Genomic DNA, 24,208 nt, shown 5'->3' with positions numbered 1-24,208 from the left:
AATGCCACTCATGTTGCCGACTGCCTCCGCCCCCCCATCCGCCTCACCGACACAGGTCGTCGCCGGGCTGGGTTGTCGTCGCGGCTGCAGCCGGGACGAGCTGCTCGAACTGCTTATCCACAGCCTGGCTCGGCATGAGCTGACGGTGAACAATCTGGCCGGCCTGGCCAGCATCGCCCACAAGCGCGACGAAGCCGGCCTGCATGACCTGGCCGAACATCTGGGCCTGGAGCTGGTGTTCTTTTCGCCCGAGCAACTGGCTGGCTATCAGACGCCGACAGGCGCCAGCGCCCTTAGCCAAGCCACCACCGGCAGCCCCGCCGTAGCCGAGCCTTGTGCCCTGGCGCTGGCGGCAAACATGGGCACAGCGCCGCGCCGGCTCGGCGAGAAAACCCGCAGCGCCAGCGCCACCTGCGCGCTAGCCATATTCGACAGAGAACCCGAATGACCGTCTACTTTATCGGCGCCGGCCCCGGCGACCCCGAGCTGATCACCGTCAAGGGCCAGCGCCTGATCCGTGCGTGCCCGGTGATCCTCTATGCCGGCTCATTGGTGCCCGAAGCGGTGCTGCAGGGCCATAGCGCCGAACAGGTGGTGAACACGGCCGAGCTGAATCTTGGGGAAATCGTCACCCTGCTGCATCAGGCCCATAGGCGCGGCCAGGACGTGGCCCGGGTGCATTCGGGTGACCCTTCGCTGTATGGCGCCATCGGCGAGCAGATTCGCGAACTGCGTGCTCTGGGCATTCCGTTCGAGATCGTCCCAGGCGTCACCGCCACCGCCGCCTGCGCGGCGCTACTGGAAAGCGAGCTGACCCTGCCGGGTATCGCCCAGACGGTGATCCTTACCCGCTATGGCACCACCTCGCCAATGCCCGAGGACGAACAGCTGCATGACCTGGCCAGGCACCGCGCAACCATGGCCATCCACCTTGGTGTGCGCCAACTGCCGGCTATCGTCAGCGAACTGCTGCCGCACTATGGCGCCGACTGCCCCATTGCCGTTATCCACAGGGCCAGTTGGCCGGATCAGGACTGGGTACTGGGCACCCTGGCCGATATCGAGGCAAAGGTCGCCACCAAGGAGTTCCGCCGCACGGCATTGATCCTCGTAGGGCGGGTGCTCGATCCGGGCTCCTTTGCCGAGTCGGCGCTATATGACGCCGGGCATCGTCACCTTTACCGTCCCGGCAACGATTGAGCCTGGCGAGAAACCGTACAAAGCGCTGAAGGCCCCGCCATTTATGGCTTGCAGAGTCTTATCAACAGGATAGAAAGCCTGTTATCCAGATGCTCTGTGGATAGCGAACAGGCAGGCGAACAGTTTCTGTACAAGTCGCTGAAAGGCCCTGACTATCAAAGCCTTAGCCAGGTATCACAAGGATATCCACAGGATGATCCACGCCTACTGTGAGCAACTGCTCACAGCTGCACCTCGACCCGCTTGATACCCAGAGCCCGCAGTTCCGGCATTAGTGCATCCAGGCTGGCAAAGGTCTGCACCTGCTCGTCTTCATCCACCAGAAAGAAGCTGCGGCCCGCTTCCTTCTCGAACAACACGATCCACTGCGTGGTATTGGCCGGGTTGACCATGATCTGGGTGTCGAACAGAACGCCCTCGGCCGTTCCGCGTTTTACATCCGCGCGCTTCATCCGCTCTCCTGTTCCAGCCTGTCAGGGGTGCGCCTGCCGAAAAGCCTGGCAGGCGGGCGGACAGTGTAAGGGATGAGGTGGCCCTACTTGCCCAGCTGGTGAACTGAACAGATTCATGCTTATATATGCTTCATATACGAAACATATAAAGGAAACCAGTATGGGTATCGTCAATATCGATGACGAGCTGCATGACCAGATTCGCCGTGCGAGTAGCGTCTCGGGCCGCTCCATCAATGCCCAGGCAGGCTTCTGGATTCGCATCGGCATGCTCTGCGAGATGAACCCGACGCTGAGCTTCAATGAGGTGATGGCCGCCGAGATGCGCGCGGCCGGTGTGGTGGTACCGCCGCGTATGGCGGACGCGTCATGAGCAAGACGCCCGAACAGATCGCCCTGATGGCGGAGTCCGGAAGATTGCTCGCGTCCGTGTTCGGCTATCTGGATCGCCTGGATTTGCTCGGCATGTCCACTCTGCAAGTCAACGACCTTGTGGATAAGTACATCGTGGAGGAACTTAAGGCGCGTCCGGCGAGCAAGGGGCAGTATGGTTTCGCCTACGCCATGAACACGTCGCGCAACGAAGTGGTGTGCCATGGCGTACCCAGCGCAAACGAGATTCTGTGCGATGGCGATCTGGTGAATTTCGATATCACCCTGGAAAAGAACGGCTACATCGCCGATTCGAGCAAGACCTACCTGATCGGCGAGGTAACGGACCAGGCTCGTCAGCTCGCCCGAGTGACCTATGAAGCGATGTGCAAGGGCATCGCAGCCGTGAGGCCGGGCGCCCGCCTCGGCGATATCGGCCATGCCATCGAACGGCACGCTCGCGCCCACGGCTATTCGGTGGTTCGCGATTACTGCGGCCACGGTATTGGCCGGGAAATGCACGAACCACCGGAAGTGCTGCACTGGGGCAAAGCTGGCACCGGCCTGACGCTGCGCGAAGGCATGACCTTCACCATCGAGCCCATGCTCAACCAGGGCAAGGCGGATGTCCGTACCCTGCGCGACGGCTGGACGGTGGTGACCTGCGACGGCCAGCTCTCGGCGCAGTTCGAACACACCGTAGCGGTCACCCGAGACAGCGTTCGTGTGCTTACGCTGCGCCCGGAAGAGCTGCAACTGAGCAGCGTTTCGGCGTGATAGAAACGCAAAAGCCCGTCCATCTGGACGGGCTTTTTCTTCCCGGGCGGCCTTATTCGACCGTGACGCTTTTCGCCAGATTACGCGGCTGGTCAACGTCGGTGCCCTTGAGCACGGCCACGTAGTAGGACAGCAGCTGCAGCGGCACGGTGTAGAGGATCGGCGCGAGCAGGTCGTGGATATGCGGCATGGCCACCACATGGGTGCCCTCGCCGTTGCTCATGCCGGCCTGCTGGTCAGCGAAGACGATCAGCTCGCCGCCACGGGCGCGCACTTCCTGCAGGTTGGACTTGAGCTTCTCCAGCAGCTCGTTGTTCGGCGCCACGGTGACCACCGGCATGTCGGCGTCCACCAGGGCCAGCGGGCCGTGCTTGAGCTCGCCGGCCGGGTAGGCCTCGGCGTGGATGTAGGAGATCTCCTTGAGCTTGAGCGCGCCTTCCATTGCCACCGGGTACTGCGCGCCACGACCGAGGAACAGGCTGTGGTGCTTCTCGGCGAACAGTTCGGCGATCTTCTCCACGGTCTTGTCCATGGCCAGGGCTTCGCCCAGACGGGTCGGCAGGCGACGCAGCTCTTCCACCAGTTCGGCAGCCAGCGCCTTGTCCAGCGTGCCATGCACCTGGCCGAGGGCCAGGGTCAGCAGCATCAGGCCGACCAGCTGGGTGGTGAAGGCCTTGGTCGAGGCCACGCCGATTTCCGGGCCGGCCTGGGTCAGCAGGCACAGATCGGATTCACGCACCAGCGAGCTGGTGCCGACGTTGCAGATCACCAGGCTGGCCAGGTAGCCGCCCTGCCCTGGCGCCTTCTCCTTGGCGTTGCGCAGCGCGGCCAGGGTGTCGGCGGTTTCCCCGGACTGCGACACGCTGACGAACAGGGTATCCGGCTGCACCACCACCTTGCGGTAGCGGAACTCGCTGGCCACCTCGACCTGGCAGGGAATGCCGGCCAGCTCTTCCAGCCAGTAACGGGCGACCATGCCGGCGTGGTAGCTGGTGCCGCAGGCGACGATCTGTACGTTCTTCACTTTGGCGAACAGCTCGGCCGCCTGCGGACCGAAGGCCTGCACCAGCACGTGGTCGCTGCCCAGGCGGCCTTCCAGGGTGCGTTGCACCACCTTGGGCTGCTCGTGGATTTCCTTGAGCATGAAGTGGCGGTATTCGCCCTTGTCGGCGGCCTCGGCGCCTTCGTGGTACTGCACGGCTTCGCGCTGCACCGGCTGGCCGGCGGCGTCCCAGATCTGCACGCCGTCACGACGGATCTCGGCGATATCGCCTTCCTCCAGGTACATGAAGCGGTCGGTGACCTGGCGCAGGGCCAACTGATCGGAGGCGAGGAAGTTCTCGCCCAGGCCCAGGCCAATTACCAGCGGGCTGCCACTGCGCGCGGCGAGCAGGCGGTCCGGCTGGCGGGCCGAGATCACCGCCAGGCCATAGGCGCCATGCAGTTCCGGGATGGCGGCCTTGAGCGCAGCGCTGAGGTCGCCGAGCTGCTGCAGCTTGTGATCGAGCAGGTGGACGATGGTTTCCGTGTCGGTATCGGAGGTGAAGACGTAGCCCAGGCCCTTGAGGCGCTCGCGCAGTTCTTCGTGATTCTCGATGATGCCGTTGTGCACCACGGCCAGCTCGTGCCCGGAAAAGTGTGGGTGAGCGTTGCGCTCGCTGGGCGCACCGTGGGTGGCCCAGCGGGTGTGGGCGATGCCCAGACGCCCGGCCAGCGGCTCGGCGTCTAGCGCGGCCTGCAGCTCGCTGACCTTGCCGACGCGGCGGCGGCGATCCAGCGCGCCCTGCTCAGTCAGGAGCGCCACACCGGCGCTGTCATAGCCGCGATACTCCAGGCGCTTGAGGCCTTCGACCAGGACCGGGGTGATGTTGCGCTCGGCGATGGCGCCAACGATTCCACACATGGGGCTCTCCTTTTTAGTTTTCCAGCGCCGCGAGGATCAGCTGAATGCCGCGCGCGCGTATCTGTTCGGCCGCCTGGGCATCCAGGCGCTCGTCGGTGATCAGGGTATGGACGCTGCTCCAGGGCAGCTCCAGATTGGGAATGCGCCGGCCGATCTTGTCGCTCTCGACCATGACGATGACTTCACGGGCCACCTCGGCCATCACCCGCGACAGACCGAGCAGCTCGTTGAAGGTGGTGGTGCCACGCTCCAGGTCGATGCCATCGGCGCCGATGAACAGCTGGTCGAAGTCGTAGGAGCGCAGCACCTGCTCGGCCACCTGGCCCTGGAAGGACTCCGAATGCGGGTCCCAGGTGCCGCCGGTCATCAGCAGCACCGGCTCGTGCTCGATATCGCGCAGGGCGTTGGCCACGTTGAGCGAGTTGGTCATCACCACCAGACCAGGCTTGTAGCCAAGCTGCGGAATCATGGCCGCCGTAGTGGTGCCGCTGTCGATGATGATGCGCGCATGCTCGCGGATGCGTGCCACGCCGGCACGGGCGATGGCCTGCTTGTAGGGAGAAATGGGCTGCGTCGGCTCGCTGATCAGCTCCTGCGGCACCGGCACGGCGCCGCCATAGCGACGCAGCAGCAGACCGTTCTTTTCCAGGGCAGCGAGATCCTTGCGAATGGTCACTTCGCTGGTGGCAAAGTGCTGGGCCAGAGCGTCCACGCTCACCTCGCCCTGCTCGGCGAGCAAAGCAAGGATGGTGTGGCGACGTTGCGGCGTGTTGCGCTTCGACATGCTTAAGTTTCGATTCGAAAGATAATGGCGCGAATCAAAACATATGATCGAAAGGCCCGCAAGCGTCCGCCGATCAGTTCAGCGTCAGTTTGACCCCGAAACCGACCAGGCACAGCCCTGCCAGTTTCTCCAGAGCCCTCGCGATACGTGGGTTGGCGCGCATGCGCTCGGCGAGAAAGTGCGTCAGCAGTACGATCAGCAGGCCGTAGAGGAAAGTCAGCGCCATGATGGTCACGGCCATGAAACCGAAAGTAATCAGCCCTTGATGGCGCTGCGGGTCGATGAACAGCGGAAAGAAGGCCATGTAGAAGACGATGGCCTTGGGGTTGAAGACGGTGATTACCAGGGTTTGCCACAGGTATTGGCGCGGCTTGATATCCAGCGTCGGCGCCGCGCCTGGCTTGGCCAGGATCATGCGCAGGCCAAGGTAGATCAGGTAGGCCGCACCGAGCCATTGCACCACATGGAAGGCTGCCGGATAGGCCTTGAGCAGCGCGGCGACCCCGGCCACGGCCAGCCACAGCAGCACCTGGTCGCCGAAGATGATGCCGAAGGTCGAGGCCAGCCCACCGCGAATCCCGCCCTTGCCGGTGGACAGGATCAGCGCCAGGTTACCCGGCCCGGGAATGGCCAGCAGGATGATGAAAGCCACCACGAAGGCGGCGTAATCCGTCACACCGAACATACAGGACTGCCTCCGGCAGGTTATCCACAGGCCTGATCTCCCGCACTCACTTCTTGGTCGGCCGCTTCCAGCCCTCGATATTGCGCTGCTTGGCCCGGCCGACTGCCAGCGTGTCCGCGGGCACGTCGCTGGTCACCACCGAACCGGCGCCCGTGGTGGCGCGGTCGCCCAGCGTTACCGGTGCTACCAGCGCGCTGTTGGAGCCGATGAAGACGTCCTCGCCCATGACGGTGCGGAACTTGTTGGCACCGTCGTAGTTGCAGGTGATGGTGCCGGCACCGATATTGGTGCGCGCGCCGATTTCGGCATCGCCCAGGTAGCTCAGGTGACCGGCCTTGGCGCCTTCGCCCAGCACGGCATTCTTCAGTTCGACGAAGTTACCCACATGGGCCTTGGCGCCCAGTTTGGTGCCGGGGCGCAGGCGCGCAAACGGGCCACAGTCGGCGCCCTCGCCCATCTCGGCGCCGTCCAGGTGGCTGTTGGCCTTGACGATGGCGCCCTTGCGCAGCACCGAGTCCTTGATCACGCAGTTCGGACCGATCTGCACATCGTCTTCGATCACCACCTTGCCTTCGAGGATCACGTTGATGTCGATGGTCACGTCGCGGCCGACGCTCACCTCACCGCGCACATCGAGGCGATGCGGATCACGCAGGGTTACGCCCTGAGCCATCAGGCGGCGGGCGATGCGGTGCTGGTAGTGGCATTCGAGCTGAGCAAGCTGGATGCGGTCGTTGGCGCCCAGCACTTCCATCTCGTCGGCGGCACGCTCGGTGGCCACAGTCAGGCCGTCGGCCACGGCCATGGCGATCACATCGGTCAGGTAGTACTCGCCCTGGGCGTTGCTGTTGGACAGGCGGCCCAGCCAGTCGGCCAGACGCTTGCCGGGCACCGCGAGGATGCCGGTATTGCCCTCGCGGATCTGCCGCTGCGCTTCGCTGGCGTCCTTGTGCTCGACGATGGCCTGCACCACGCCAGCGGCGTCGCGCACGATGCGACCGTAGCCGGTCGGGTCGGCCAGCTCGACGGTGAGCAGGCCCAGCTGGTTGTCGCTGACCAGTGCCAGCAGACGCTCGAGAGTCGCGGTCTCGATCAGCGGTACGTCGCCGTAGAGCACCAGCACGGTATCGGCGCCGAGTTGCGGCAGGGCCTGGGCCACGGCATGGCCGGTGCCCAGCTGCTCGGCCTGGATGACGAAATTCAGGTCGTCGGCGGCCAGGCGCTCGCGCACCTTGTCGGCGCCGTGGCCGATCACCACCTGGATGCTGCTCGGCTGCAGGCGCCGCGCGGTGTCGATGACATGCCCCAGCATGGGCTTGTCGGCGACCGGGTGCAGCACCTTGGGCAGCGCCGAACGCATGCGCGTGCCCTGGCCAGCGGCAAGAATGACGATATCCAGACTCATAGAAGGCTCCTTGCGGGGCAAGATTGGACCGCGGCGAGAAAGGGCCGCGCGAAAAGAACGCTATTTTGCCAGAAACGCAAAGGGGCGACCTAAGTCGCCCCTTGCGTGATACCGCGATACAGCGTCAGCGGACGCGACCACCGAACTTCTTGCGCATCTCTTCGATGGTGCGCAGCTGGGCAGCAGCCTCGGCCAGGCGTGCCGAAGCACTGCCGTAGTCGAACTCGGTGCCCTTCTCGCTCAGCGCCTTCTCGGCAGCCTTGCGCGCCTCGATGGCAGCGGCTTCATCCAGGTCGCCGGCACGAACGGCGGTGTCGGCAAGAACCTTCACCATGCTCGGCTGAACTTCCAGGAAGCCACCGGAGATGTAGAACACCTCCTCGGTGCCACCCTGCTTGATCACTCGCACCGGACCCGGCTTGAGATCGGTCAGCAGCGGGGTGTGGCCCGGCAGGATACCCAGGTCACCGAGGTGACCGTGGGCGATGACCATTTCCACCAGCCCCGAGAACAGCTCTTCTTCCGCACTGACGATATCGCAGTGGACTGACATAGCCATAACAATGCCTCGGTTGAGAGGCCGGACAAGGCAGCTGCCCTATCCGGCCCGGACGCCCCCTAGAGGGCGCACCCGTTACTTACAGTTTCTTGGCTTTCTCGATGGCTTCGTCGATGCCGCCTACCATGTAGAACGCTTGTTCCGGCAGGTGGTCGTAGTCGCCTTTGAGAATGCCGCTGAAGCCGGCAATGGTGTCCTTCAGGGACACGTACTTGCCCGGGGCACCGGTGAAGACTTCAGCCACGAAGAACGGCTGGGACAGGAAGCGCTGGATCTTACGAGCGCGCGCTACCAGCAGCTTGTCGTCTTCGGACAGTTCGTCCATACCCAGGATCGCGATGATGTCCTTCAGCTCCTTGTAGCGCTGCAGAACATACTGAACGCCACGAGCGGTCTCGTAGTGCTCCTGACCGATCACGTTCGGGTCCAGCTGACGGCTGGTGGAGTCCAGCGGGTCAACGGCCGGGTAGATACCCAGGGAAGCGATATCACGGGACAGTACGACGGTGGCGTCCAAGTGGGCGAAGGTGGTCGCCGGGCTCGGGTCGGTCAGGTCGTCCGCAGGTACGTAGACGGCCTGGATCGAGGTGATCGAGCCTTTCTTGGTGGAGGTAATACGCTCCTGCAGAACGCCCATCTCCTCGGCCAGAGTCGGCTGGTAACCTACTGCCGACGGCATACGGCCGAGCAGTGCGGATACTTCGGTACCGGCGAGGGTGTAACGGTAGATGTTGTCGACGAACAGCAGAACGTCGCGACCTTCGTCACGGAACTTCTCGGCCATGGTCAGGCCGGTCAGCGCGACGCGCAGACGGTTGCCTGGTGGCTCGTTCATCTGACCGTAGACCAGGGCTACCTTGTCGAGAACGTTGGAGTCCTTCATCTCGTGGTAGAAGTCGTTACCCTCACGAGTACGCTCACCCACACCGGCGAACACGGAATAACCGCTGTGCTCGATGGCGATGTTACGGATCAGCTCCATCATGTTTACGGTCTTGCCCACACCGGCACCACCGAACAGGCCGACCTTACCGCCCTTGGCGAACGGGCAGACCAGGTCGATTACCTTGATACCGGTTTCCAGCAGATCGTTGCCGCCGGCTTGCTCGGCGTAGCTCGGCGCCGGGCGGTGGATTTCCCACTGCTCTTCTTCACCGATGGGGCCGGCTTCGTCGATCGGGTTGCCCAGCACGTCCATGATCCGGCCCAGGGTCGCTTTACCGACCGGTACGGAGATGGCCTTGCCGGTGCTGCTGACGTCCAGGCCACGCTTGAGGCCTTCGGTCGAACCCATGGCAATGGTACGTACCACGCCGTCGCCCAGCTGCTGCTGGACTTCCAGAGTGGTTTCAGCGCCCTGTACCTTCAGGGCTTCGTAGACGTTCGGTACCTGATCGCGCGGGAATTCCACGTCGATAACGGCGCCGATGATTTGAACGATACGTCCGCTACTCATCTTTGGTTCCTCTGAATATTTGAACCGTTCTTAAACCGCGGCAGCGCCGCCGACGATTTCCGAGATTTCCTGGGTGATCGCAGCCTGACGCGCCTTGTTGTAGATCAGCTGCAGATCGCTGATCAGGTTGCCGGCGTTGTCGGTTGCGTTCTTCATGGCGATCATCCGCGCGGCCTGTTCGCACGCGCTGTTCTCGACCACGGACTGATAGACCTGCGACTCCACGTAGCGGACCAGCAGCGCATCCAGCAGCTGCTGGGCGTCCGGCTCGTACACGTAGTCCCACAGACCCTTCTGTACCCCTTGCTCTTCGCTCGCGGCCAGCGGCAACAACTGCTGCACTTCCGGCTTCTGCACCATGGTGTTCACGAACTTGTTCGATACCAGGTAGAGGCGGTCGATACGGCCTTCGGCGTAGGCATCCAGCACGACCTTGACGCTACCGATCAGGTCGTTGATGGACGGCTCTTCACCCAGCTTGCTGATGGCGGCAACCACGTTGCCCCCGTTGCTGCGGAAGAAGCTCGCGCCCTTGCTGCCCACCACGCAGAAATCGGCGTCGACCTTCTGGTCGCGCCATTCCTTCAGGCTTTTCAACAGCGCCTTGAACAGGTTGATGTTCAAGCCACCGCACAGACCACGATCCGAGGTCACCACGATATAACCGACGCGCTTTACATCACGCTCCACCATGAACGAGTGGCGGTATTCCGGGTTCGCCTTGGCCAGGTGACCGATCACCTGACGAATACGCTCGGCGTAGGGGCGACCGGCAGCCATGCGCTGTTGAGCCTTGCGCATTTTGCTGACCGCCACTTTTTCCATGGCGCTGGTGATCTTTTGCGTGCTTTTGATGCTCGCAATCTTGCTGCGAATCTCTTTTGCGCCTGCCATTTCACACCTTTTGGTTCAAGCAGGCGGGGGCCGAAGCCCCCGCTGCGGTTACCAGGTTTGGGTGGCCTTGAACTTCTCGATACCGGCTTTCAGGCCAGCGTCGATTTCGTCGTTGAAGTCACCCTTCTCGTTGATCTTCGCCATCAGGTCGGCGTGATCACGCTTGAAGAAGGCGATCAGGGCCTGCTCGAAGCTGATGATCTTGGCGACTTCGACGTCCTGCAGGAAGCCGCGCTCGGCTGCGTACAGGGACACCGACATTTCGGCAATGGACATCGGCGCATACTGCTTCTGCTTCATCAGCTCGGTTACGCGCTGACCATGCTCAAGCTGCTTGCGGGTGGCTTCGTCCAGGTCAGAAGCGAACTGGGCGAATGCCGCCAGTTCACGGTACTGAGCCAGAGCGGTACGGATACCACCGGAGAGCTTCTTGATGATCTTGGTCTGAGCCGCGCCACCGACGCGGGATACCGAGATACCGGCGTTGACGGCCGGACGGATACCCGAGTTGAACATGGCCGATTCCAGGAAGATCTGACCGTCGGTGATGGAAATCACGTTGGTCGGAACGAACGCGGAAACGTCACCGGCCTGGGTTTCGATGATCGGCAGAGCGGTCAGCGAGCCAGTCTTGCCCTTCACGGCGCCATTGGTGAACTTCTCGACGTACTCTTCGGAAACGCGGGAAGCGCGCTCCAGCAGACGGCTGTGGAGATAGAACACGTCGCCCGGGTAGGCTTCACGGCCTGGCGGACGGCGCAGCAGCAGGGAGATCTGACGGTAGGCAACGGCCTGCTTGGACAGGTCGTCGTACACGATCAGGGCATCTTCACCGCGGTCGCGGAAGTATTCACCCATGGTGCAGCCGGCGTACGGAGCCAGGAACTGCAGGGCAGCGGATTCGGAAGCCGAAGCTGCAACCACGATGGTGTTGGCCAGGGCGCCAGCTTCTTCCAGCTTGCGTACCACGTTGGCGATGGTCGACTGCTTCTGACCTACGGCGACGTAGACGCAGCGGATGCCGCTGTCTTTCTGGTTGATGATGGCGTCGACGGCCAGAGCAGTCTTACCGATCTGACGGTCACCGATGATCAGCTCGCGCTGGCCACGGCCTACCGGAATCATGGCATCGACGGACTTGTAACCGGTCTGTACCGGCTGGTCGACCGACTTACGCCAGATCACGCCCGGCGCAACCTTTTCAACGGCGTCGCTGGCGGCGGCGTTGATCGGGCCTTTGCCATCGATCGGGTTGCCCAGTGCGTCAACCACACGGCCCAGCAGTTCCGGACCAACCGGGACTTCCAGGATGCGGCCGGTGCACTTGGCGCTCATGCCTTCGGCGAGGGTCAGGTAGCTACCCAGTACCACGGCACCCACGGAGTCTTGCTCCAGGTTCAGGGCCATGCCGTACACGCCACCAGGGAATTCGATCATCTCGCCGTACATCACGTCGGCGAGGCCGTAGATGCGCACGATACCGTCGGAAACGCTGACGATGGTGCCTTCATTACGGGCTTGAGCGGTTACATCAAGCGACTCAATGCGCTGCTTGATGATTTCGCTAATTTCGGAAGGATTCAGTTGCTGCATGCCAGTTCCCTCAAATCAGGATTTCAACGCTTCGGCCAGCTTGTTCAGCTTGCCGCGGACCGAACCGTCGATGACCAGGTCACCTGCACGAATGACAACGCCGCCGATCAGGGCGGGATTGACCACGGGCTTGGGCTGGACGGTGCGATCGAGCCGCTTGGAAAGGGCGGCAGCCAGAGTTTGCAATTGTTCGGCATTGAGCTCGAAAGCCGACTCGACCTCGACATCGAGGGCGCGTTCGGCTTCAGCCTTCAGCACGGCGAATTGTTCGCGTACCACCGGCAGCAGCGACAGTCGGTCGTTGCTACCCAGCGAGCGCAGGAAGTTGCTGAACGAAGCGTCGATGTGCCCGGCACAGATCTGCGCCAGTACATTGACTTTCTGCTCATCGGTCAACGCCGGGTTGACCAACTGCTGAGCCACGGCCGAGGTCTGAACGGCAGCCGCGGAAAGCGACAGCATGTTCAGCCAGGCGTCGGCCTGCTGTGCAGCACTGGCAAACTCAAACGCGGCTTTCGCGTAGGGCCGAGCGAGCGTGTTGGTATTGATCATCGCGAGCCTCGCTTAGAGTTGAGAGGCCAGTTTTGCGACCAGATCGTTGTGCGCAGCGCCGTCCACGGAGGACTGCAGGATCTGCTCGGCGCCGGTGACAGCCAGAGCTGCTACCTGTGCACGCAGTTGATCCTTGGCACGGTTCACTTCCAGATCGATTTCGGCTTTGGCGCCTGCGATCAACTTTTCACCTTCGGAGCGGGCCTGGGCCTTGGCTTCCTCGACGATCGCGTTGGCGGTCTTGTTCGCCCGATCGAGAATCTCGGCAGCTTGCTCTTTGGTGTCACGAAGCATCTGGGCAGCGCGTTCCTGGGCCAACTGCAGATCACGCTCGGCGCGCCCGGCAGCATCCAGACCTTCTGCGATTTTCTTCTGGCGTTCCTGCATGGCCTGCGTCAGCGGCGGCCATACGAACTTCATGCAGAACCAGACGAAAATAGCGAAGGCAATCGTTTGACCGAACAGGGTCAGGTTAATGTTCACAGCGATTTACCTCGTGCTATCTCGTGTTCCGGGGAAGAAAAGCCTGAAGAGGCAGCACGCATGCTGCCTCGAACTCAGGAGCTCTTAACCCGCGACAACGAAGATCAGGTACATCGCGATACCCACGCCGATCATCGGAACGGCGTCGAGCAGACCGGCCATCAGGAAGGTCTTGGTTTGCAGCTGCGGGCCCAGCTCAGGCTGGCGAGCGGTGGATTCCAGCAGCTTGCCGCCCAGCAGGGCGAAGCCGATACCGGTACCCAGGGCACCCAGACCGATCATGATGGCAGCGGCGATGTAGACGAGTTCCATAGTTAGCTCCAGAGTTTTTAGAGGTTAAGGTTACGAGTTAGGGGTTTTCGGGTTTTCGGTGTCGATCAGTGGTGATCTTCGTGCGCAGCACTCAGATAAACCACGGTCAGCACCATGAAAATGAACGCCTGCAGCGGGATGACCAGGATGTGGAAGATAGCCCACGGCACGTTGAGGCCCCACTGAACGTAGAAGGGCAGCAGCGCGATCAGGATAAACACCACTTCACCGGCATACATGTTGCCGAACAGACGCAGGGCCAGGCTCAGCGGCTTGGTCAGCAGGCCGATGATTTCCAGGAACAGGTTGAAAGGAATCAGCGCCCAGTGATTGAACGGGGTGAACGACAGTTCCTTGGTAAAGCCGCCAACGCCCTTGACCTTGATGCTGTAGAAGATGATCAGCAGGAACACGCCCAGGGAGATACCGAAGGTACCGTTGGGGTCGGCGGTGGGGACGATCTTGAAGTAGGGCAGCCCCATGGCATGAGCCAGACCGGGGATGTAGTCGACCGGGATCCACTTCAGGCTGTTCATCAGGAACACCCAGACGAAGATGGTCAGGGCCAGCGGCGCAACCAGCGGGTTCTTGCCGTGGAAAGTGTCCTTGACGATGCCCTGGACGAACTCGATGCACATCTCGGCCATGTTCTGCAGACCGGAAGGAACGCCGGTCACGGCCTTCTTGGCGGCCATGCGGAACAGGGTGATGAAGATCAGGCCCATGAACAGCGACCAGCCCAGAGTGTCCACGTGGACAGCCCAGAAGCCCATCGCTTTCACTTCTTCCGGGGTCTGGGCAATGATCCAGCCCTTTTCCGGATGCGAGCCGTAGACCAGGTTCTGCAGGTGATGCTGGATATATTCTGCTGGGGTATCAGCCATAAACGCCTCAAACGGTCCAATGCTTCAGAAAACTTTCATGAGCAGGGGCGCACAGGCTGCCGCCAGAAGGGCAAGCAGATAACCGATGAACAGCATCATCGGTTCCAGTGGTTCAACCCCTACGAACGTCAGTGCAAACAGCACTGCCGTGATAATCCATTTACCCATGGCCCCGGCCCAGATCGACTGGACGATGGCCTTGGCCGAACGCGCGCCAAAATAACGAAAGGCCTTGAATGCAAAATACGCGTTGGCCAGCAGGGCGATCAGCCCTCCCAGCAATATCGAATAAGCCGCAACCCACCCGACACTGACGGCAAAAACCACTGCGCTCACAGCCGTCACGATGGCCTGAAGAATCAGGATCGGAAAACCGGGCTGACGATGAAACGGGGCCTTACTCGGGATGCCCATCGACCTCTCCCTGCAAAGCCGCCGAATCTCGGCCTGTAGCCGACAAAATTGCGCGGGGAGTATATGGGCCTCCCAGCGCCCGATCAACCGTGCTGTAGTAGGAGGCGATTAGGACTACAGACTGAATTGTTTCAACGAATGTGCGCCAGTACACCCTGCAGTTCATCGAGGGAGTTGTAGCGGATCACCAACTGCCCCTTGCCCTTGCTCCCGTGCTTGATCTGCACCGGTGAGCCCAGACGCTCTGCGAGCTTCTGTTCCAGGCGACTGATGTCCGGATCGGCCTTGGCCTTGGCCGGCGCCGGTTTGGCGCTCAGCCACTGGCGCACCAGGGCCTCGGTCTGACGAACGGTCAGGCCACGTGCGACAACATGTCGCGCCGCCTCGATCTGCTGTTCCAGGGGCAGACCGAGCAGCGCACGGGCATGACCCATCTCCAGGTCGCCATGGGCGAGCAGGGTTTTGATCTCTTCGGGCAGGGCGATCAGGCGCAGCAGGTTGGTGATGGTGACGCGCGACTTGCCGACGGCATCGGCGACCTGTTGCTGGGTCAGCTCGAATTCCTGCTGCAGGCGCTGCAGGGCCACGGCTTCCTCGATCGGATTGAGGTCTTCGCGCTGGATGTTCTCGATCAGCGCCATGGCGATGGCGGCTTCATCGGGCAGCTCACGGACCATGGCCGGAATCTTGTCCTGACCGGCCAACTGGCTGGCCCGCCAGCGCCGCTCACCGGCGACGATCTCGAAACGGCCACCGCCGATGGGGCGCAGCACGATGGGCTGCATCACGCCCTGGGCGCGAATGGAGGCGGCGAGTTCTTCCAGTGCGGTCTGATCCATGTCGCGGCGCGGCTGGTACTTGCCGCGCTGGATCAGATCCAGCGGCACGTACTGCAATTCGCGCGTATCGACCTGGGCGGCCTCTTCCTGCAGTGCGCTGACGGTGTTGCCACCGAGCAGGGCGTCCAGACCTCGACCCAGACCTCGTTTCTTCGCAGCCATGCGGTTGTTCCTTAAGCGGTAGCGGTTTTCGCGGCGGCACGCTGACGGCGCACCAGCTCGCCGGCCAAGGCCAGGTAGGCGATGGCACCACGGGATTGTTTGTCGTAGACCAGCGCCGGCATGCCGAAACTCGGCGCCTCGGCCAGGCGCACGTTGCGCGGGATCACGGCGTCGTACAGCTTGTCGCCGAAGTGTTCCTTGAGCTGAGCCGTGACGTCGTTGGTCAGGCTGATGCGCGGGTCGTACATGGTGCGCAGCAGACCTTCGATCTGCAGCTTGGGATTGAGCAGCTGACCGATGCGCTGGATGCTGTTGACCAGATCGGACAGGCCCTCGAGCGCGTAGTACTCGCACTGCATGGGGATGATCACGCCGTCGGCAGCGACCAAGGCGTTGATGGTCAGCATGTTCAGCGACGGCGGGCAGTCGATGAGGATGTAGTCGTAGTTCTCGCGGATCGGCGCCAGGGCATAACGCAGGCGGCTTTCCTTCATCTTCATCTCGAGCAGGGCGACTTCGGCGGCGGTCAGGTCGCGGTTGGCCGGCAGCAGCTGATAGCCGCCGTGCTCGGAGAACTGCATGGCCTGGCTCAGGTCGCATTCGCCGATCAGCACGTCGTAGATCGAGTGCTCCAGCCCGTGCTTGTCCACACCGCTGCCCATGGTGGCGTTGCCCTGCGGGTCGAGGTCGATCAGCAGCACGCGACGCTTGGTCGCCACCAGCGAAGCGGCCAGGTTGATGCACGTCGTGGTTTTGCCCACGCCGCCTTTCTGGTTGGCGATCGCGAATACCTTGGCCATCTTCTTTCCCCTTAGACCGAGCGACGCAGTATCAACAGATGGCGCTGGCCTTGGCAACCGGGAACCCGCAGCACATGGGTGGCATCGAGACGGAAGTCCGCCGGCAGGGCCTGCAGCTCGTCGTCCGGGTGCACGCCCTTCATGGCCAGCCAGTGGGTGTCGGCACTGCCCAGGTGGCGGGTCCAGTCGCTGAAGTCCTGCAGGCTGCTGAAGGCCCGCGAGCTGATGCCGTCGAACGGCTGCTCGGGGCGATAGGTTTCGACCCGGCTGTGGACCACCTCGAGGTTGGCGAGTTTCAGCTCCAGCTTCACCTGGACGAGAAAACGGGTCTTCTTGCCGTTGGAGTCGAGCAGGGTGAAACGCCGCTCGGGAAACATGATCGCCAGGGGAATACCGGGCATGCCGCCGCCGCTGCCGACATCCAGCCAGTTATCCCCACGCTCGGCAACGAATGGCACCACCGACAGACTGTCGAGCAGATGACGCGACACCATTTCGTCCGGGTCGCGCACCGCGGTGAGGTTGTAGGCCTTGTTCCACTTGATCAGCAGGCCCAGGTAGGCGAGCAGTTGTTCCTGCTGCCGCTCGCTGAGCTCGATGCCCAGCTCGCGAGCGCCCTGCAGCAGTTCTTCGGCGTGACGCTGAGTGACCGACATCAGGCGCTCTGCTCCAGCTTCTGGCCGGCGCTGCGCTTTTTCAGGTGAATCAGCAACAGGGAAATCGCCGCCGGGGTGACCCCGGGGATGCGGCCGGCCTGGCCGAGCGTGGCCGGGCGGGTGTTGCCGAGCTTGAACTGGATCTCCTTGGACAGGCCGGAAATGGCGCTGTAGTCCAGGTCTTCCGGCAGCCTGGTGTCTTCGCTGGCGCGCAGCCTGGCGATCTCGTCCTGCTGGCGATCGATGTAGCCGGCGTACTTGGTCTTGATCTCGACCTGCTCGGCCACCTGGTTATCCACAGCCGGAGATTCGGTGATTTCCGCCAGGGCCGCGTAATCGATCTCCGGGCGAGCGAGCAGGTTGAGCAGGTTGTACTCGTGGGCCAGCGGCGTGCCGAAGCGCGCAGCGATGGCATCGCCCTGCGGCGTGCCCGGGCGCACCCAGGTGCTCTTCAGGCGTTGTTCTTCCCGGACGATGCCTTCGCGCTTGGCCTCGAAGGCGGCCCAGCGCTCGTCGTCCACCAGGCCCAGCTCGCGGCCCTTCTCGGTCAGGCGCAGGTCGGCATTGTCCTCGCGCAGGATCAGCCGGTATTCGGCGCGCGAGGTGAACATGCGGTACGGCTCCTGGGTGCCCAGGGTGATCAGGTCGTCGACCAGCACGCCGATATAGGCCTCGTCACGCCGCGGGCACCAGGCTTCCTTGCCCTGCGCGCGCAAGGCCGCGTTGCAGCCGGCCAGCAGGCCCTGGGCGCCGGCTTCTTCGTAGCCGGTGGTGCCATTGATCTGCCCGGCGAAGAACAGCCCGCCGATGACCTTGGTCTCCAGGCTGTACTTGAGGTCGCGCGGGTCGAAGAAGTCGTATTCGATGGCGTAGCCGGGACGCACGATATGGGCGTTCTCCATGCCGCGGATGCTGCGCACGATCTGCAGCTGCACGTCGAACGGCAGCGAAGTGGAGATGCCGTTGGGATACAGCTCGTGGGTGGTCAGCCCCTCGGGCTCGATGAATACCTGGTGGCTGTCCTTGTCGGCGAAGCGGTGGATCTTGTCCTCGATCGACGGGCAGTAACGCGGACCGACGCCTTCGATGACACCGGAATACATCGGCGAGCGGTCGAGGTTGGCGGCGATGATCTCGTGGGTGCGCGCGTTGGTGTGGGTGATCCAGCAGCTGATCTGCTTGGGCTGATGCTCACGCTTGCCGAGAAAGGACATCAGCGGCGTCGGGGTGTCGCCTGGCTGCTCGGTCATCACCGAGAAATCCACAGAGCGGCCATCGATGCGTGGCGGTGTACCGGTTTTAAGACGGCCAACCCGCAGTGGCAGTTCACGCAGGCGATGCGCCAGAGCGATGGAGGGCGGATCACCAGCACGGCCGCCGGAGTAGTTCTGCAGACCGATGTGGATAAGTCCGCCGAGGAAGGTGCCTGTGGTCAACACCACGGAATCCGCATGGAACCTGAGCCCCATCTGGGTGACGACGCCTTTGACCTGGGCGTTTTCCACAATCAGGTCATCGGCTGCCTGTTGAAAAATCCACAGATTGGCCTGGTTTTCCAGGATCTCGCGTACCGCGGCCTTGTACAGCACGCGGTCGGCCTGGGCACGAGTGGCGCGAACGGCCGGGCCCTTGCGGCTGTTGAGGATACGGAACTGGATCCCGCCCTTGTCGGTGGCAGTGGCCATGGCCCCGCCGAGAGCATCGATTTCCTTGACCAGATGGCTCTTGCCGATACCACCGATGGCCGGGTTGCAGCTCATCTGGCCAAGGGTCTCGACATTGTGGGTGAGCAGCAGGGTCTTCACGCCCATGCGTGCTGCAGCCAGGGCTGCCTCGGTACCGGCATGACCGCCGCCGATCACGATCACGTCAAAACGGGAAGGGAAATCCACCACGCACCTCGTGCCTGTTGAAAAGGGGTCTGAAAGAAAGGCGGCAAGTATAGGGACTTCGGCCTCTTGAATGAAGCCTTCTGCACAGAAAATAGCCAATCTTCCTGGCTGATCCGTACAACCGGATCAGCCTTCCTGAACACTTCTCGCCTCGGAGCGTTCAAGCCTGCTTATAGAAAATAGAAAGAGAGAATTTTTATAAAGCTTGTTCTTTATGTTTATGTATGGTGCAAGGCAATTCTGTGGATAAGGTGCTGAGAGCCCCGTCATTGCAGGTGTACAGCGGATGATAAGCCTGTGCCGTTCCTGCTCGGTTCCGCTGGGAAAGCTGCTGAACCACTGTGGATGGAAGTACCAGTTGTCCACAGGGGGATTTACGCCCAGCTTTGTCAGAGGCTTATGAGCAGGGCTCAGGGGCGGTTTTCCACAGGGTTTATCTGGGCGTTGAATAAGTCGAAAACAGCTTCATGTGCTGCAGGCGAACGCCCGTAGCCCGGATGAAATCCAGGATATCGATTGAGGTTCATCGGGGAATGTGACGCGCCAAGGAACGAAGGCGCGCCTTGTTCGTGCGCGCGGCGCTTGTCTTGCGACTCAGCGGTTTTCTATTTGCCGATGCAGAAGCTGGAGAAGATTCGCCCCAGCAGGTCGTCGCTGCTGAAGGCGCCGGTGATCTCGCCCAGGGCCTGTTGGGCCATGCGCAGGTCCTCGGCCAGCAGCTCGCCGGCGCCCATCAGGGTGAGCTGGTTGCGGCCGTGCTCGAGGTACTGCTCGGCCTGATGCAGCGCTTCTAGGTGGCGGCGGCGAGCGCTGAAACCGCTCTCGGCGGTCTGTTGATAACCCATGCAGGCTTTCAGGTGTTCGCGCAGCAGCTCCAGACCATCCGCCGACTTGGCCGACAGGCTGAGGGTGACATGGCCATCGGCGCTGGTTTGCAACGTGACCGCCTCGCCGGACAGGTCGGCCTTGTTGCGGATCAGGGTGACCCGCGCCGGGTCCGGGCGCTGTTCGAGGAACTCCGGCCACAAGGCGAAGGGATCGGCCGCTTCCGGCGCGGTGGAGTCCACCACCAGCAACACCCGGTCGGCCTCGCCGATAGCCTTGAGCGCGCGCTCCACACCGATGCGCTCGACCTGGTCGTCGGTGTCGCGCAGGCCGGCGGTGTCGACCACGTGCAGCGGCATGCCGTCGATGTGGATATGTTCACGCAGCACATCGCGGGTGGTGCCGGCGATATCGGTGACGATGGCTGCTTCGCGCCCAGCCAGGGCATTGAGCAGACTGGACTTGCCGGCATTGGGCCGGCCGGCGATGACCACCGTCATGCCGTCGCGCAGCAGGGCACCCTGGCCGGCTTCGCGCAGCACTGTGGATAAGTCGGCGCGCACGCTATCGAGCTGGCTCAGCACATGACCATCGGCGAGGAAGTCGATCTCCTCTTCGGGAAAATCTATGGCGGCCTCGACGTAGATGCGCAGCTGGATCAGGGATTCGGTCAGTGCATGCACGCGTCTGGAGAATTCGCCCTGCAGCGATCGCAGCGCATTGCGCGCGGCCTGTTCGGAGCTGGCCTCGATCAGGTCGGCGATGGCTTCGGCCTGGGCCAGGTCGAGCTTGTCGTTGAGAAAGGCGCGCTCGCTGAACTCACCCGGGCGTGCCAGGCGCGCGCCCAGCTCCAGGCAGCGGCGCAGCAGCAGATCGAGCACCACCGGGCCGCCATGGCCCTGCAGCTCGAGCACGTCTTCGCCGGTGAAGGAGTTCGGGCCGGGGAAGTAGATGGCCAGGCCTTCGTCCAGGGTCAGCTCGTTGGTGCCGTAGAACGGCCCGTGATGGGCGAAGCGCGGCTTCAGCTCACGTCGGCAGATGCCCTGGGCCAGCTGCCCGGCCAGCGGTCCGGACACGCGCACGATACCCACGCCGCCCCGACCCTGGGCGGTGGCGACGGCGGCGATGGTGTCTCGGGCGTGGTTCATGGCGGTCTACTCGGTGTGTACGGGTGGCTGTAGGAGCGGGGGAAGCCCGGTTCTCTGCTCGCAACGCTTGTGAACAGAGATTCGTGTGCCCTACGACAAATGCTTGGATAGCAAAACGCCCCAATCATGGGGCGTTTGCGTGTTGCTTGGAAGCTTGGCGAATCAGGCGTTGGCCGGTTTCGCTGCGGCTTCGATCTTGCGCGTAATGTACCACTGCTGACCGATGGACAGGATGTTGTTGACCACCCAGTACAGCACCAGACCTGCCGGGAACCACAGGAAGAAGAAGGTGAAGATGATCGGCATCAGCTTCAGCACACGGGCCTGCATGGGATCCGGCGGCGTCGGGTTGAGCTGCTGCTGGATGAACATGGTGGCGCCCATGATGATCGGCAGGATGAAGAACGGATCCTTGATCGACAGGTCGGTGATCCAGAACATCCACGGGGCCTGACGCATTTCCACGGATTCCAGCAGCACCCAGTACAGGGCAAGGAATACCGGCATCTGCACGAGGATCGGCAGGCAGCCGCCCAGCGGGTTGATCTTCTCTTTCTTGTACAGCTCCATCATCGCCTGGGACATCTTCTGGCGATCGTCACCATGCTGCTCCTTCAGCGCCTGCAGTTTCGGCGAAACGGCGCGCATGCGAGCCATCGAGCGGTAGCTGGCGGCCGACAGCGGGAAGAAGATCAGCTTGATGATGATGGTCAGGACGATGATCGACCAACCCCAGTTGCCGAGCAGGCCGTGGATCACTTCCAGCAGCCAGAAGATCGGCTGCGCCAGGAACCACAGGAAGCCGTAGTCGACGGTCAGCTCCAGGCCCGGGGACAGCTTGCCCAGGTGCTCCTGCAGCTTGGGACCGGCATAGAGGATCGCGCCGGTTTCGCCCTGCGCGCCGGCAGCGACCTGTACGGCCGGACCGGTGAAGCCGACGATGTAGTTGCCCTGGCTGTCCTTGCGGGTCTGGACCAGGTTGGTGCTGTCCTTGCTCGGTACCCAGGCGGTGACGAAGTAGTGCTGCAGCCAGGCGACCCAGCCGCCCTGCACGGTTTCCTTGAAGGACTGCTTGTCGATGTCCTTCATCGACACCTTCTTGTACGGCTCGTCACTGGTCCACAGCGCGGCGCCCAGGTAGGTTGCGGTGCCGGTTGCGGTGGTGGAGGACGGGTCGCCGCTGTTGTCGCGCTTGAGCTGGGCGAACAGGTTGCCGCTCCAGGCCTGGTCGCTCTGGTTGTCGATCAGGTAGCGCACATCGACCTGGTAGGCGGACGGATCGACGCAGCCCGGCTTCTTCAGCTGTTGCTCGCGCGCCGAGCACTGCGGGTTGAGGCCGCGCTTGAAGCTGTAGCGCTTGATGTAGCTGACGCCGTTCTCGCTATAGGTGAGATCGACCACCAGGCTGTCCTGGCCGTCGGCCATTGCATAGCTCTGCTTCTCGCTGGACCACAGGGCACGGCCGCTTGACTTGTCCGGCGCGTTCTGGCCGATCAGGCCGCTTTGGGCCAGGTAGGTACGCTCGCTGCCGTTGTCGAACAGCTGAAACGGCACGTCCGGGCGGTCCTGACGACGCGGGTACTGCGGCAGACGCAGCTGCACGATGTCGCCACCACGCGGGTCGATGGCCAGGTCGAGCACATCGGTCTTGACGCGGATCAGCTCATCGCTGGCCGCTGCAGTCGGCGCAACGGCAGCCGCAGTGGGCTCGGCCACGGCAGTGGGGATGTCGTCGCTGCCAGTGCTGGCAGTAGCTGCAGGCGTATCGGGCAGGGCGGGCGTCGCGGCGGTCGAGGAACTTACCTCGGCCGGCAGAGCAGCCTGACCATAGTCCTCGTTCCATTGCAGGACCATGAGGTAGGACACGACTGCCAGGGCGACGATCAGGATCGAGCGTTGGATATCCATGATTATTCGGCCATCGAAGGGGAACGGGAGGTTTTTGCGGGGGGAACCGGGTCGTAACCGCCGGGATTCCAGGGGTGGCAGCGACCGAGACGGCGCGCTGCCAGCCAGCCACCACGCAGGAAGCCATGTTGCTCGATGGCTTCGTAGGCATAGCAGGAACAGCTGGGATAGAAGCGACAGTGGCTGACCATCAGTGGGCTGATGGCATAGCGATACACCTGAATGCAGGCTAGGGCCGCTTTACGCATGGGGATTGTCGCTTGTCCCGGGGGAGACGTCTGCGTCGCGACTGGGCCGGCTACGGGCCAGGCGTTTCCAGAGCTTGCCGAACTGCTGAGCGAGTTCGCCATTCTCCAGATCGCCTAACCCCTTGCGGGCGACCACCACGATATCCCAGCCCACCAGGTTGTCCTGGTTGAGCCGAAAGGATTCGCGGATTTGACGCTTGATGCGGTTGCGCTCGACGGCGAGCTTGACGCTCTTCTTGCCGATCACCAGACCTAGGCGGGGATGATCAAGCTGGTTATCGCGCGCTAGCAGCAGGACACTTTTGCCCGGAGCTTTGCCGCTTGGGGAGTCGAAGACTGCCTTGAATTGCCGGGGAGTCAGCAGTCGCTTTTCCCGGCCGAAGCCTCGACTCACCACCTGTCTGGATGAATTAGACAGTCAGACGCTTGCGGCCCTTGGCGCGACGACGCGACAGGACGGCACGGCCGTTCTTGGTGGCCATGCGGGCACGGAAACCGTGGGTACGAGCGCGCTTGATGGTGCTGGGTTGGAAAGTGCGTTTCATGGTGCGTTACCTGGGTGATCGACTAGGGTCGGAATGACCCTGGTTTAAAGAGACCGGCAATTCTAGAGAAAGCCGCGCGGTAGGTCAATTTCCAACCAGCCTTATTCGCCAGATAGGAATAGAAAGAAGGAAATCTTTAAAGCTCTCTTTCTGAATTGATGACTATTGGTGCCGAGACGATCTGTGGACAAGTGCTCTGGTGCCCCGTTGCCACTGCTCGAGCGGCGATGACAAGGCTGTCCAAAAGAGGTGCTCGAGCTGTGCGAAGCCTGCCCACAAGCTGGGGGCCAAACGCGTCTTTACCCACAGCCGGGTTATCCGGGCATTCTTCCCCAGGCTTGTACAGAGACTTGCGGGGCGCTTATCCACAAGGCTCAGGTCTATCCTGATAAGTCTGATGAATGTAACTAAGGCTTTGATTTTACTTGGCCATCTAGCGCCTGGCGTGTGGATAACTCGG

General features: G+C 62.4%; 27 protein-coding genes. 4 read left to right on the top strand and 23 right to left on the bottom strand.

Features of this window, described 5'->3' with window-relative positions; translation table 11 throughout:
- Window positions 1-10 precede the first annotated feature (10 nt).
- Together N7333_RS09125 and cobM are read left to right on the top strand one after the other, a co-directional pair.
- Entirely contained in the window at window positions 11-448 is a 438-nt protein-coding gene (locus N7333_RS09125; protein ID WP_129483745.1) for a cobalamin biosynthesis protein, read from the top strand.
- Window positions 445-1,200 (top strand): precorrin-4 C(11)-methyltransferase, encoded by a 756-nt coding sequence (cobM, locus tag N7333_RS09120; RefSeq protein ID WP_129483746.1) that lies wholly within the window; start codon window positions 445-447, stop codon window positions 1,198-1,200. The genes N7333_RS09125 and cobM overlap by 4 nt, the downstream gene beginning before the upstream one ends.
- 221 nt (window positions 1,201-1,421) lie before the next feature.
- Here cobM and N7333_RS09115 read toward each other — a convergent pair whose 3' ends face one another.
- Window positions 1,422-1,652 (bottom strand): hypothetical protein, encoded by a 231-nt coding sequence (locus N7333_RS09115; protein WP_129483747.1) that lies wholly within the window; start codon window positions 1,650-1,652, stop codon window positions 1,422-1,424.
- A gap of 160 nt (window positions 1,653-1,812) precedes the next feature.
- Between N7333_RS09115 and N7333_RS09110 the strand changes: the two genes are divergently transcribed.
- Window positions 1,813-2,025 (top strand): ParD-like family protein, encoded by a 213-nt coding sequence (locus tag N7333_RS09110; protein WP_129483748.1) that lies wholly within the window; start codon window positions 1,813-1,815, stop codon window positions 2,023-2,025.
- A complete protein-coding gene (map, locus tag N7333_RS09105) occupies window positions 2,022-2,801 on the top strand; it encodes a type I methionyl aminopeptidase (protein WP_129483749.1) in 780 nt (259 codons plus the stop codon). Before N7333_RS09110 ends, map begins: the two co-directional genes overlap by 4 nt.
- Before the next feature lie 52 nt (window positions 2,802-2,853).
- Here the strand turns inward: map and glmS are convergent, their stop codons facing one another.
- The 22 genes from glmS to rpmH all read right to left on the bottom strand — a co-directional run bounded on the left by glmS (window position 2,854) and on the right by rpmH (window position 23,748).
- A complete protein-coding gene (gene glmS / locus N7333_RS09100) occupies window positions 2,854-4,704 on the bottom strand; it encodes a glutamine--fructose-6-phosphate transaminase (isomerizing) (protein ID WP_129483750.1) in 1,851 nt (616 codons plus the stop codon).
- Between the two features lie 13 nt (window positions 4,705-4,717).
- Entirely contained in the window at window positions 4,718-5,488 is a 771-nt protein-coding gene (locus N7333_RS09095) for a DeoR family transcriptional regulator (RefSeq protein WP_090431647.1), read from the bottom strand.
- A 73-nt stretch (window positions 5,489-5,561) separates the two neighbouring features.
- Window positions 5,562-6,173: a LysE family transporter gene (locus N7333_RS09090; protein ID WP_129483751.1), complete on the bottom strand. Its 612-nt coding sequence runs from the start codon at window positions 6,171-6,173 to the stop codon at window positions 5,562-5,564.
- A gap of 46 nt (window positions 6,174-6,219) precedes the next feature.
- Window positions 6,220-7,578 (bottom strand): bifunctional UDP-N-acetylglucosamine diphosphorylase/glucosamine-1-phosphate N-acetyltransferase GlmU, encoded by a 1,359-nt coding sequence (gene glmU, locus N7333_RS09085; RefSeq protein WP_129483752.1) that lies wholly within the window; start codon window positions 7,576-7,578, stop codon window positions 6,220-6,222.
- A 124-nt stretch (window positions 7,579-7,702) separates the two neighbouring features.
- Window positions 7,703-8,137, bottom strand: a complete 435-nt coding sequence (locus N7333_RS09080) for a F0F1 ATP synthase subunit epsilon (RefSeq protein ID WP_003241375.1) — start codon at window positions 8,135-8,137, stop codon at window positions 7,703-7,705.
- A 79-nt stretch (window positions 8,138-8,216) separates the two neighbouring features.
- Window positions 8,217-9,593 carry a F0F1 ATP synthase subunit beta gene (gene atpD / locus N7333_RS09075; RefSeq protein WP_003241377.1) on the bottom strand — a complete coding sequence of 459 codons (1,377 nt, stop codon included), beginning with the start codon at window positions 9,591-9,593 and terminating at the stop codon, window positions 8,217-8,219.
- A gap of 30 nt (window positions 9,594-9,623) precedes the next feature.
- Complete coding sequence (atpG, locus tag N7333_RS09070; RefSeq protein WP_003241379.1) at window positions 9,624-10,487, bottom strand: F0F1 ATP synthase subunit gamma; 864 nt, start codon at window positions 10,485-10,487, stop codon at window positions 9,624-9,626.
- 48 nt (window positions 10,488-10,535) lie between these two features.
- Window positions 10,536-12,080: a F0F1 ATP synthase subunit alpha gene (atpA, locus tag N7333_RS09065; RefSeq protein ID WP_003241381.1), complete on the bottom strand. Its 1,545-nt coding sequence runs from the start codon at window positions 12,078-12,080 to the stop codon at window positions 10,536-10,538.
- Between the two features lie 15 nt (window positions 12,081-12,095).
- Window positions 12,096-12,632: a F0F1 ATP synthase subunit delta gene (locus N7333_RS09060; RefSeq protein WP_003241383.1), complete on the bottom strand. Its 537-nt coding sequence runs from the start codon at window positions 12,630-12,632 to the stop codon at window positions 12,096-12,098.
- A 12-nt stretch (window positions 12,633-12,644) separates the two neighbouring features.
- The gene (locus N7333_RS09055) at window positions 12,645-13,115 is read right to left on the bottom strand and encodes a F0F1 ATP synthase subunit B (RefSeq protein WP_003241385.1); all 471 of its coding nucleotides are present in this window, start codon (window positions 13,113-13,115) and stop codon (window positions 12,645-12,647) included.
- 84 nt (window positions 13,116-13,199) lie between these two features.
- Window positions 13,200-13,439: a F0F1 ATP synthase subunit C gene (atpE, locus tag N7333_RS09050; protein ID WP_224490516.1), complete on the bottom strand. Its 240-nt coding sequence runs from the start codon at window positions 13,437-13,439 to the stop codon at window positions 13,200-13,202.
- A gap of 53 nt (window positions 13,440-13,492) precedes the next feature.
- Window positions 13,493-14,311 (bottom strand): F0F1 ATP synthase subunit A, encoded by an 819-nt coding sequence (atpB, locus tag N7333_RS09045; RefSeq protein ID WP_003241389.1) that lies wholly within the window; start codon window positions 14,309-14,311, stop codon window positions 13,493-13,495.
- Between the two features lie 24 nt (window positions 14,312-14,335).
- The gene (locus N7333_RS09040; protein ID WP_012020335.1) at window positions 14,336-14,725 is read right to left on the bottom strand and encodes a F0F1 ATP synthase subunit I; all 390 of its coding nucleotides are present in this window, start codon (window positions 14,723-14,725) and stop codon (window positions 14,336-14,338) included.
- Between the two features lie 131 nt (window positions 14,726-14,856).
- Window positions 14,857-15,726, bottom strand: a complete 870-nt coding sequence (locus N7333_RS09035; protein ID WP_003241393.1) for a ParB/RepB/Spo0J family partition protein — start codon at window positions 15,724-15,726, stop codon at window positions 14,857-14,859.
- A gap of 11 nt (window positions 15,727-15,737) precedes the next feature.
- The gene (locus N7333_RS09030) at window positions 15,738-16,526 is read right to left on the bottom strand and encodes a ParA family protein (protein WP_003241395.1); all 789 of its coding nucleotides are present in this window, start codon (window positions 16,524-16,526) and stop codon (window positions 15,738-15,740) included.
- Window positions 16,527-16,537: 11 nt separating this feature from the next.
- On the bottom strand, window positions 16,538-17,185 hold the full coding sequence (gene rsmG / locus N7333_RS09025) for a 16S rRNA (guanine(527)-N(7))-methyltransferase RsmG (RefSeq protein WP_177491283.1): 648 nt from the start codon (window positions 17,183-17,185) through the stop codon (window positions 16,538-16,540).
- Window positions 17,182-19,074: a tRNA uridine-5-carboxymethylaminomethyl(34) synthesis enzyme MnmG gene (gene mnmG, locus N7333_RS09020; RefSeq protein ID WP_096825034.1), complete on the bottom strand. Its 1,893-nt coding sequence runs from the start codon at window positions 19,072-19,074 to the stop codon at window positions 17,182-17,184. The genes rsmG and mnmG overlap by 4 nt, the downstream gene beginning before the upstream one ends.
- 605 nt (window positions 19,075-19,679) lie before the next feature.
- Window positions 19,680-21,047, bottom strand: a complete 1,368-nt coding sequence (mnmE, locus tag N7333_RS09015) for a tRNA uridine-5-carboxymethylaminomethyl(34) synthesis GTPase MnmE (RefSeq protein ID WP_129483753.1) — start codon at window positions 21,045-21,047, stop codon at window positions 19,680-19,682.
- Window positions 21,048-21,209: 162 nt separating this feature from the next.
- The gene (yidC, locus tag N7333_RS09010; protein ID WP_129483754.1) at window positions 21,210-22,955 is read right to left on the bottom strand and encodes a membrane protein insertase YidC; all 1,746 of its coding nucleotides are present in this window, start codon (window positions 22,953-22,955) and stop codon (window positions 21,210-21,212) included.
- Between the two features lie 2 nt (window positions 22,956-22,957).
- The gene (gene yidD / locus N7333_RS09005; RefSeq protein WP_129483755.1) at window positions 22,958-23,203 is read right to left on the bottom strand and encodes a membrane protein insertion efficiency factor YidD; all 246 of its coding nucleotides are present in this window, start codon (window positions 23,201-23,203) and stop codon (window positions 22,958-22,960) included.
- Window positions 23,196-23,600, bottom strand: coding sequence for a ribonuclease P protein component (rnpA, locus tag N7333_RS09000; protein WP_003246694.1), 405 nt, complete (start codon window positions 23,598-23,600; stop codon window positions 23,196-23,198). Before rnpA ends, yidD begins: the two co-directional genes overlap by 8 nt.
- A gap of 13 nt (window positions 23,601-23,613) precedes the next feature.
- Window positions 23,614-23,748, bottom strand: a complete 135-nt coding sequence (gene rpmH, locus N7333_RS08995) for a 50S ribosomal protein L34 (protein ID WP_003246698.1) — start codon at window positions 23,746-23,748, stop codon at window positions 23,614-23,616.
- Between the last annotated feature and the right edge of the window lie 460 nt (window positions 23,749-24,208).

Origin of the sequence: Pseudomonas sp. GD04158, assembly GCF_029834875.1 — a bacterium.
Classification (GTDB): domain Bacteria; phylum Pseudomonadota; class Gammaproteobacteria; order Pseudomonadales; family Pseudomonadaceae; genus Aquipseudomonas; species Aquipseudomonas hydrolytica.
The sequence above is the reverse complement of the archived record's forward strand: the minus strand, read 5'-3'. Positions and strand labels throughout refer to the sequence as shown.

Coding starts and splice junctions, on each gene's coding strand:
- N7333_RS09125 (WP_129483745.1), top strand. CDS start 11: ATGTTGCCGACTGCCTCCGCCCCCCCATCCGCCTCACCGACACAGGTC.
- atpB (WP_003241389.1), bottom strand. CDS start 14,311: ATGGCTGATACCCCAGCAGAATATATCCAGCATCACCTGCAGAACCTG.
- atpA (WP_003241381.1), bottom strand. CDS start 12,080: ATGCAGCAACTGAATCCTTCCGAAATTAGCGAAATCATCAAGCAGCGC.
- yidD (WP_129483755.1), bottom strand. CDS start 23,203: ATGCGTAAAGCGGCCCTAGCCTGCATTCAGGTGTATCGCTATGCCATC.
- N7333_RS09110 (WP_129483748.1), top strand. CDS start 1,813: ATGGGTATCGTCAATATCGATGACGAGCTGCATGACCAGATTCGCCGT.
- yidC (WP_129483754.1), bottom strand. CDS start 22,955: ATGGATATCCAACGCTCGATCCTGATCGTCGCCCTGGCAGTCGTGTCC.
- atpG (WP_003241379.1), bottom strand. CDS start 10,487: ATGGCAGGCGCAAAAGAGATTCGCAGCAAGATTGCGAGCATCAAAAGC.
- N7333_RS09095 (WP_090431647.1), bottom strand. CDS start 5,488: ATGTCGAAGCGCAACACGCCGCAACGTCGCCACACCATCCTTGCTTTG.
- N7333_RS09080 (WP_003241375.1), bottom strand. CDS start 8,137: ATGGCTATGTCAGTCCACTGCGATATCGTCAGTGCGGAAGAAGAGCTG.
- N7333_RS09115 (WP_129483747.1), bottom strand. CDS start 1,652: ATGAAGCGCGCGGATGTAAAACGCGGAACGGCCGAGGGCGTTCTGTTC.
- rpmH (WP_003246698.1), bottom strand. CDS start 23,748: ATGAAACGCACTTTCCAACCCAGCACCATCAAGCGCGCTCGTACCCAC.
- N7333_RS09035 (WP_003241393.1), bottom strand. CDS start 15,726: ATGGCTGCGAAGAAACGAGGTCTGGGTCGAGGTCTGGACGCCCTGCTC.
- mnmE (WP_129483753.1), bottom strand. CDS start 21,047: ATGAACCACGCCCGAGACACCATCGCCGCCGTCGCCACCGCCCAGGGT.
- N7333_RS09090 (WP_129483751.1), bottom strand. CDS start 6,173: ATGTTCGGTGTGACGGATTACGCCGCCTTCGTGGTGGCTTTCATCATC.
- glmU (WP_129483752.1), bottom strand. CDS start 7,578: ATGAGTCTGGATATCGTCATTCTTGCCGCTGGCCAGGGCACGCGCATG.
- N7333_RS09030 (WP_003241395.1), bottom strand. CDS start 16,526: ATGGCCAAGGTATTCGCGATCGCCAACCAGAAAGGCGGCGTGGGCAAA.
- cobM (WP_129483746.1), top strand. CDS start 445: ATGACCGTCTACTTTATCGGCGCCGGCCCCGGCGACCCCGAGCTGATC.
- atpD (WP_003241377.1), bottom strand. CDS start 9,593: ATGAGTAGCGGACGTATCGTTCAAATCATCGGCGCCGTTATCGACGTG.
- N7333_RS09040 (WP_012020335.1), bottom strand. CDS start 14,725: ATGGGCATCCCGAGTAAGGCCCCGTTTCATCGTCAGCCCGGTTTTCCG.
- glmS (WP_129483750.1), bottom strand. CDS start 4,704: ATGTGTGGAATCGTTGGCGCCATCGCCGAGCGCAACATCACCCCGGTC.
- N7333_RS09060 (WP_003241383.1), bottom strand. CDS start 12,632: ATGATCAATACCAACACGCTCGCTCGGCCCTACGCGAAAGCCGCGTTT.
- map (WP_129483749.1), top strand. CDS start 2,022: ATGAGCAAGACGCCCGAACAGATCGCCCTGATGGCGGAGTCCGGAAGA.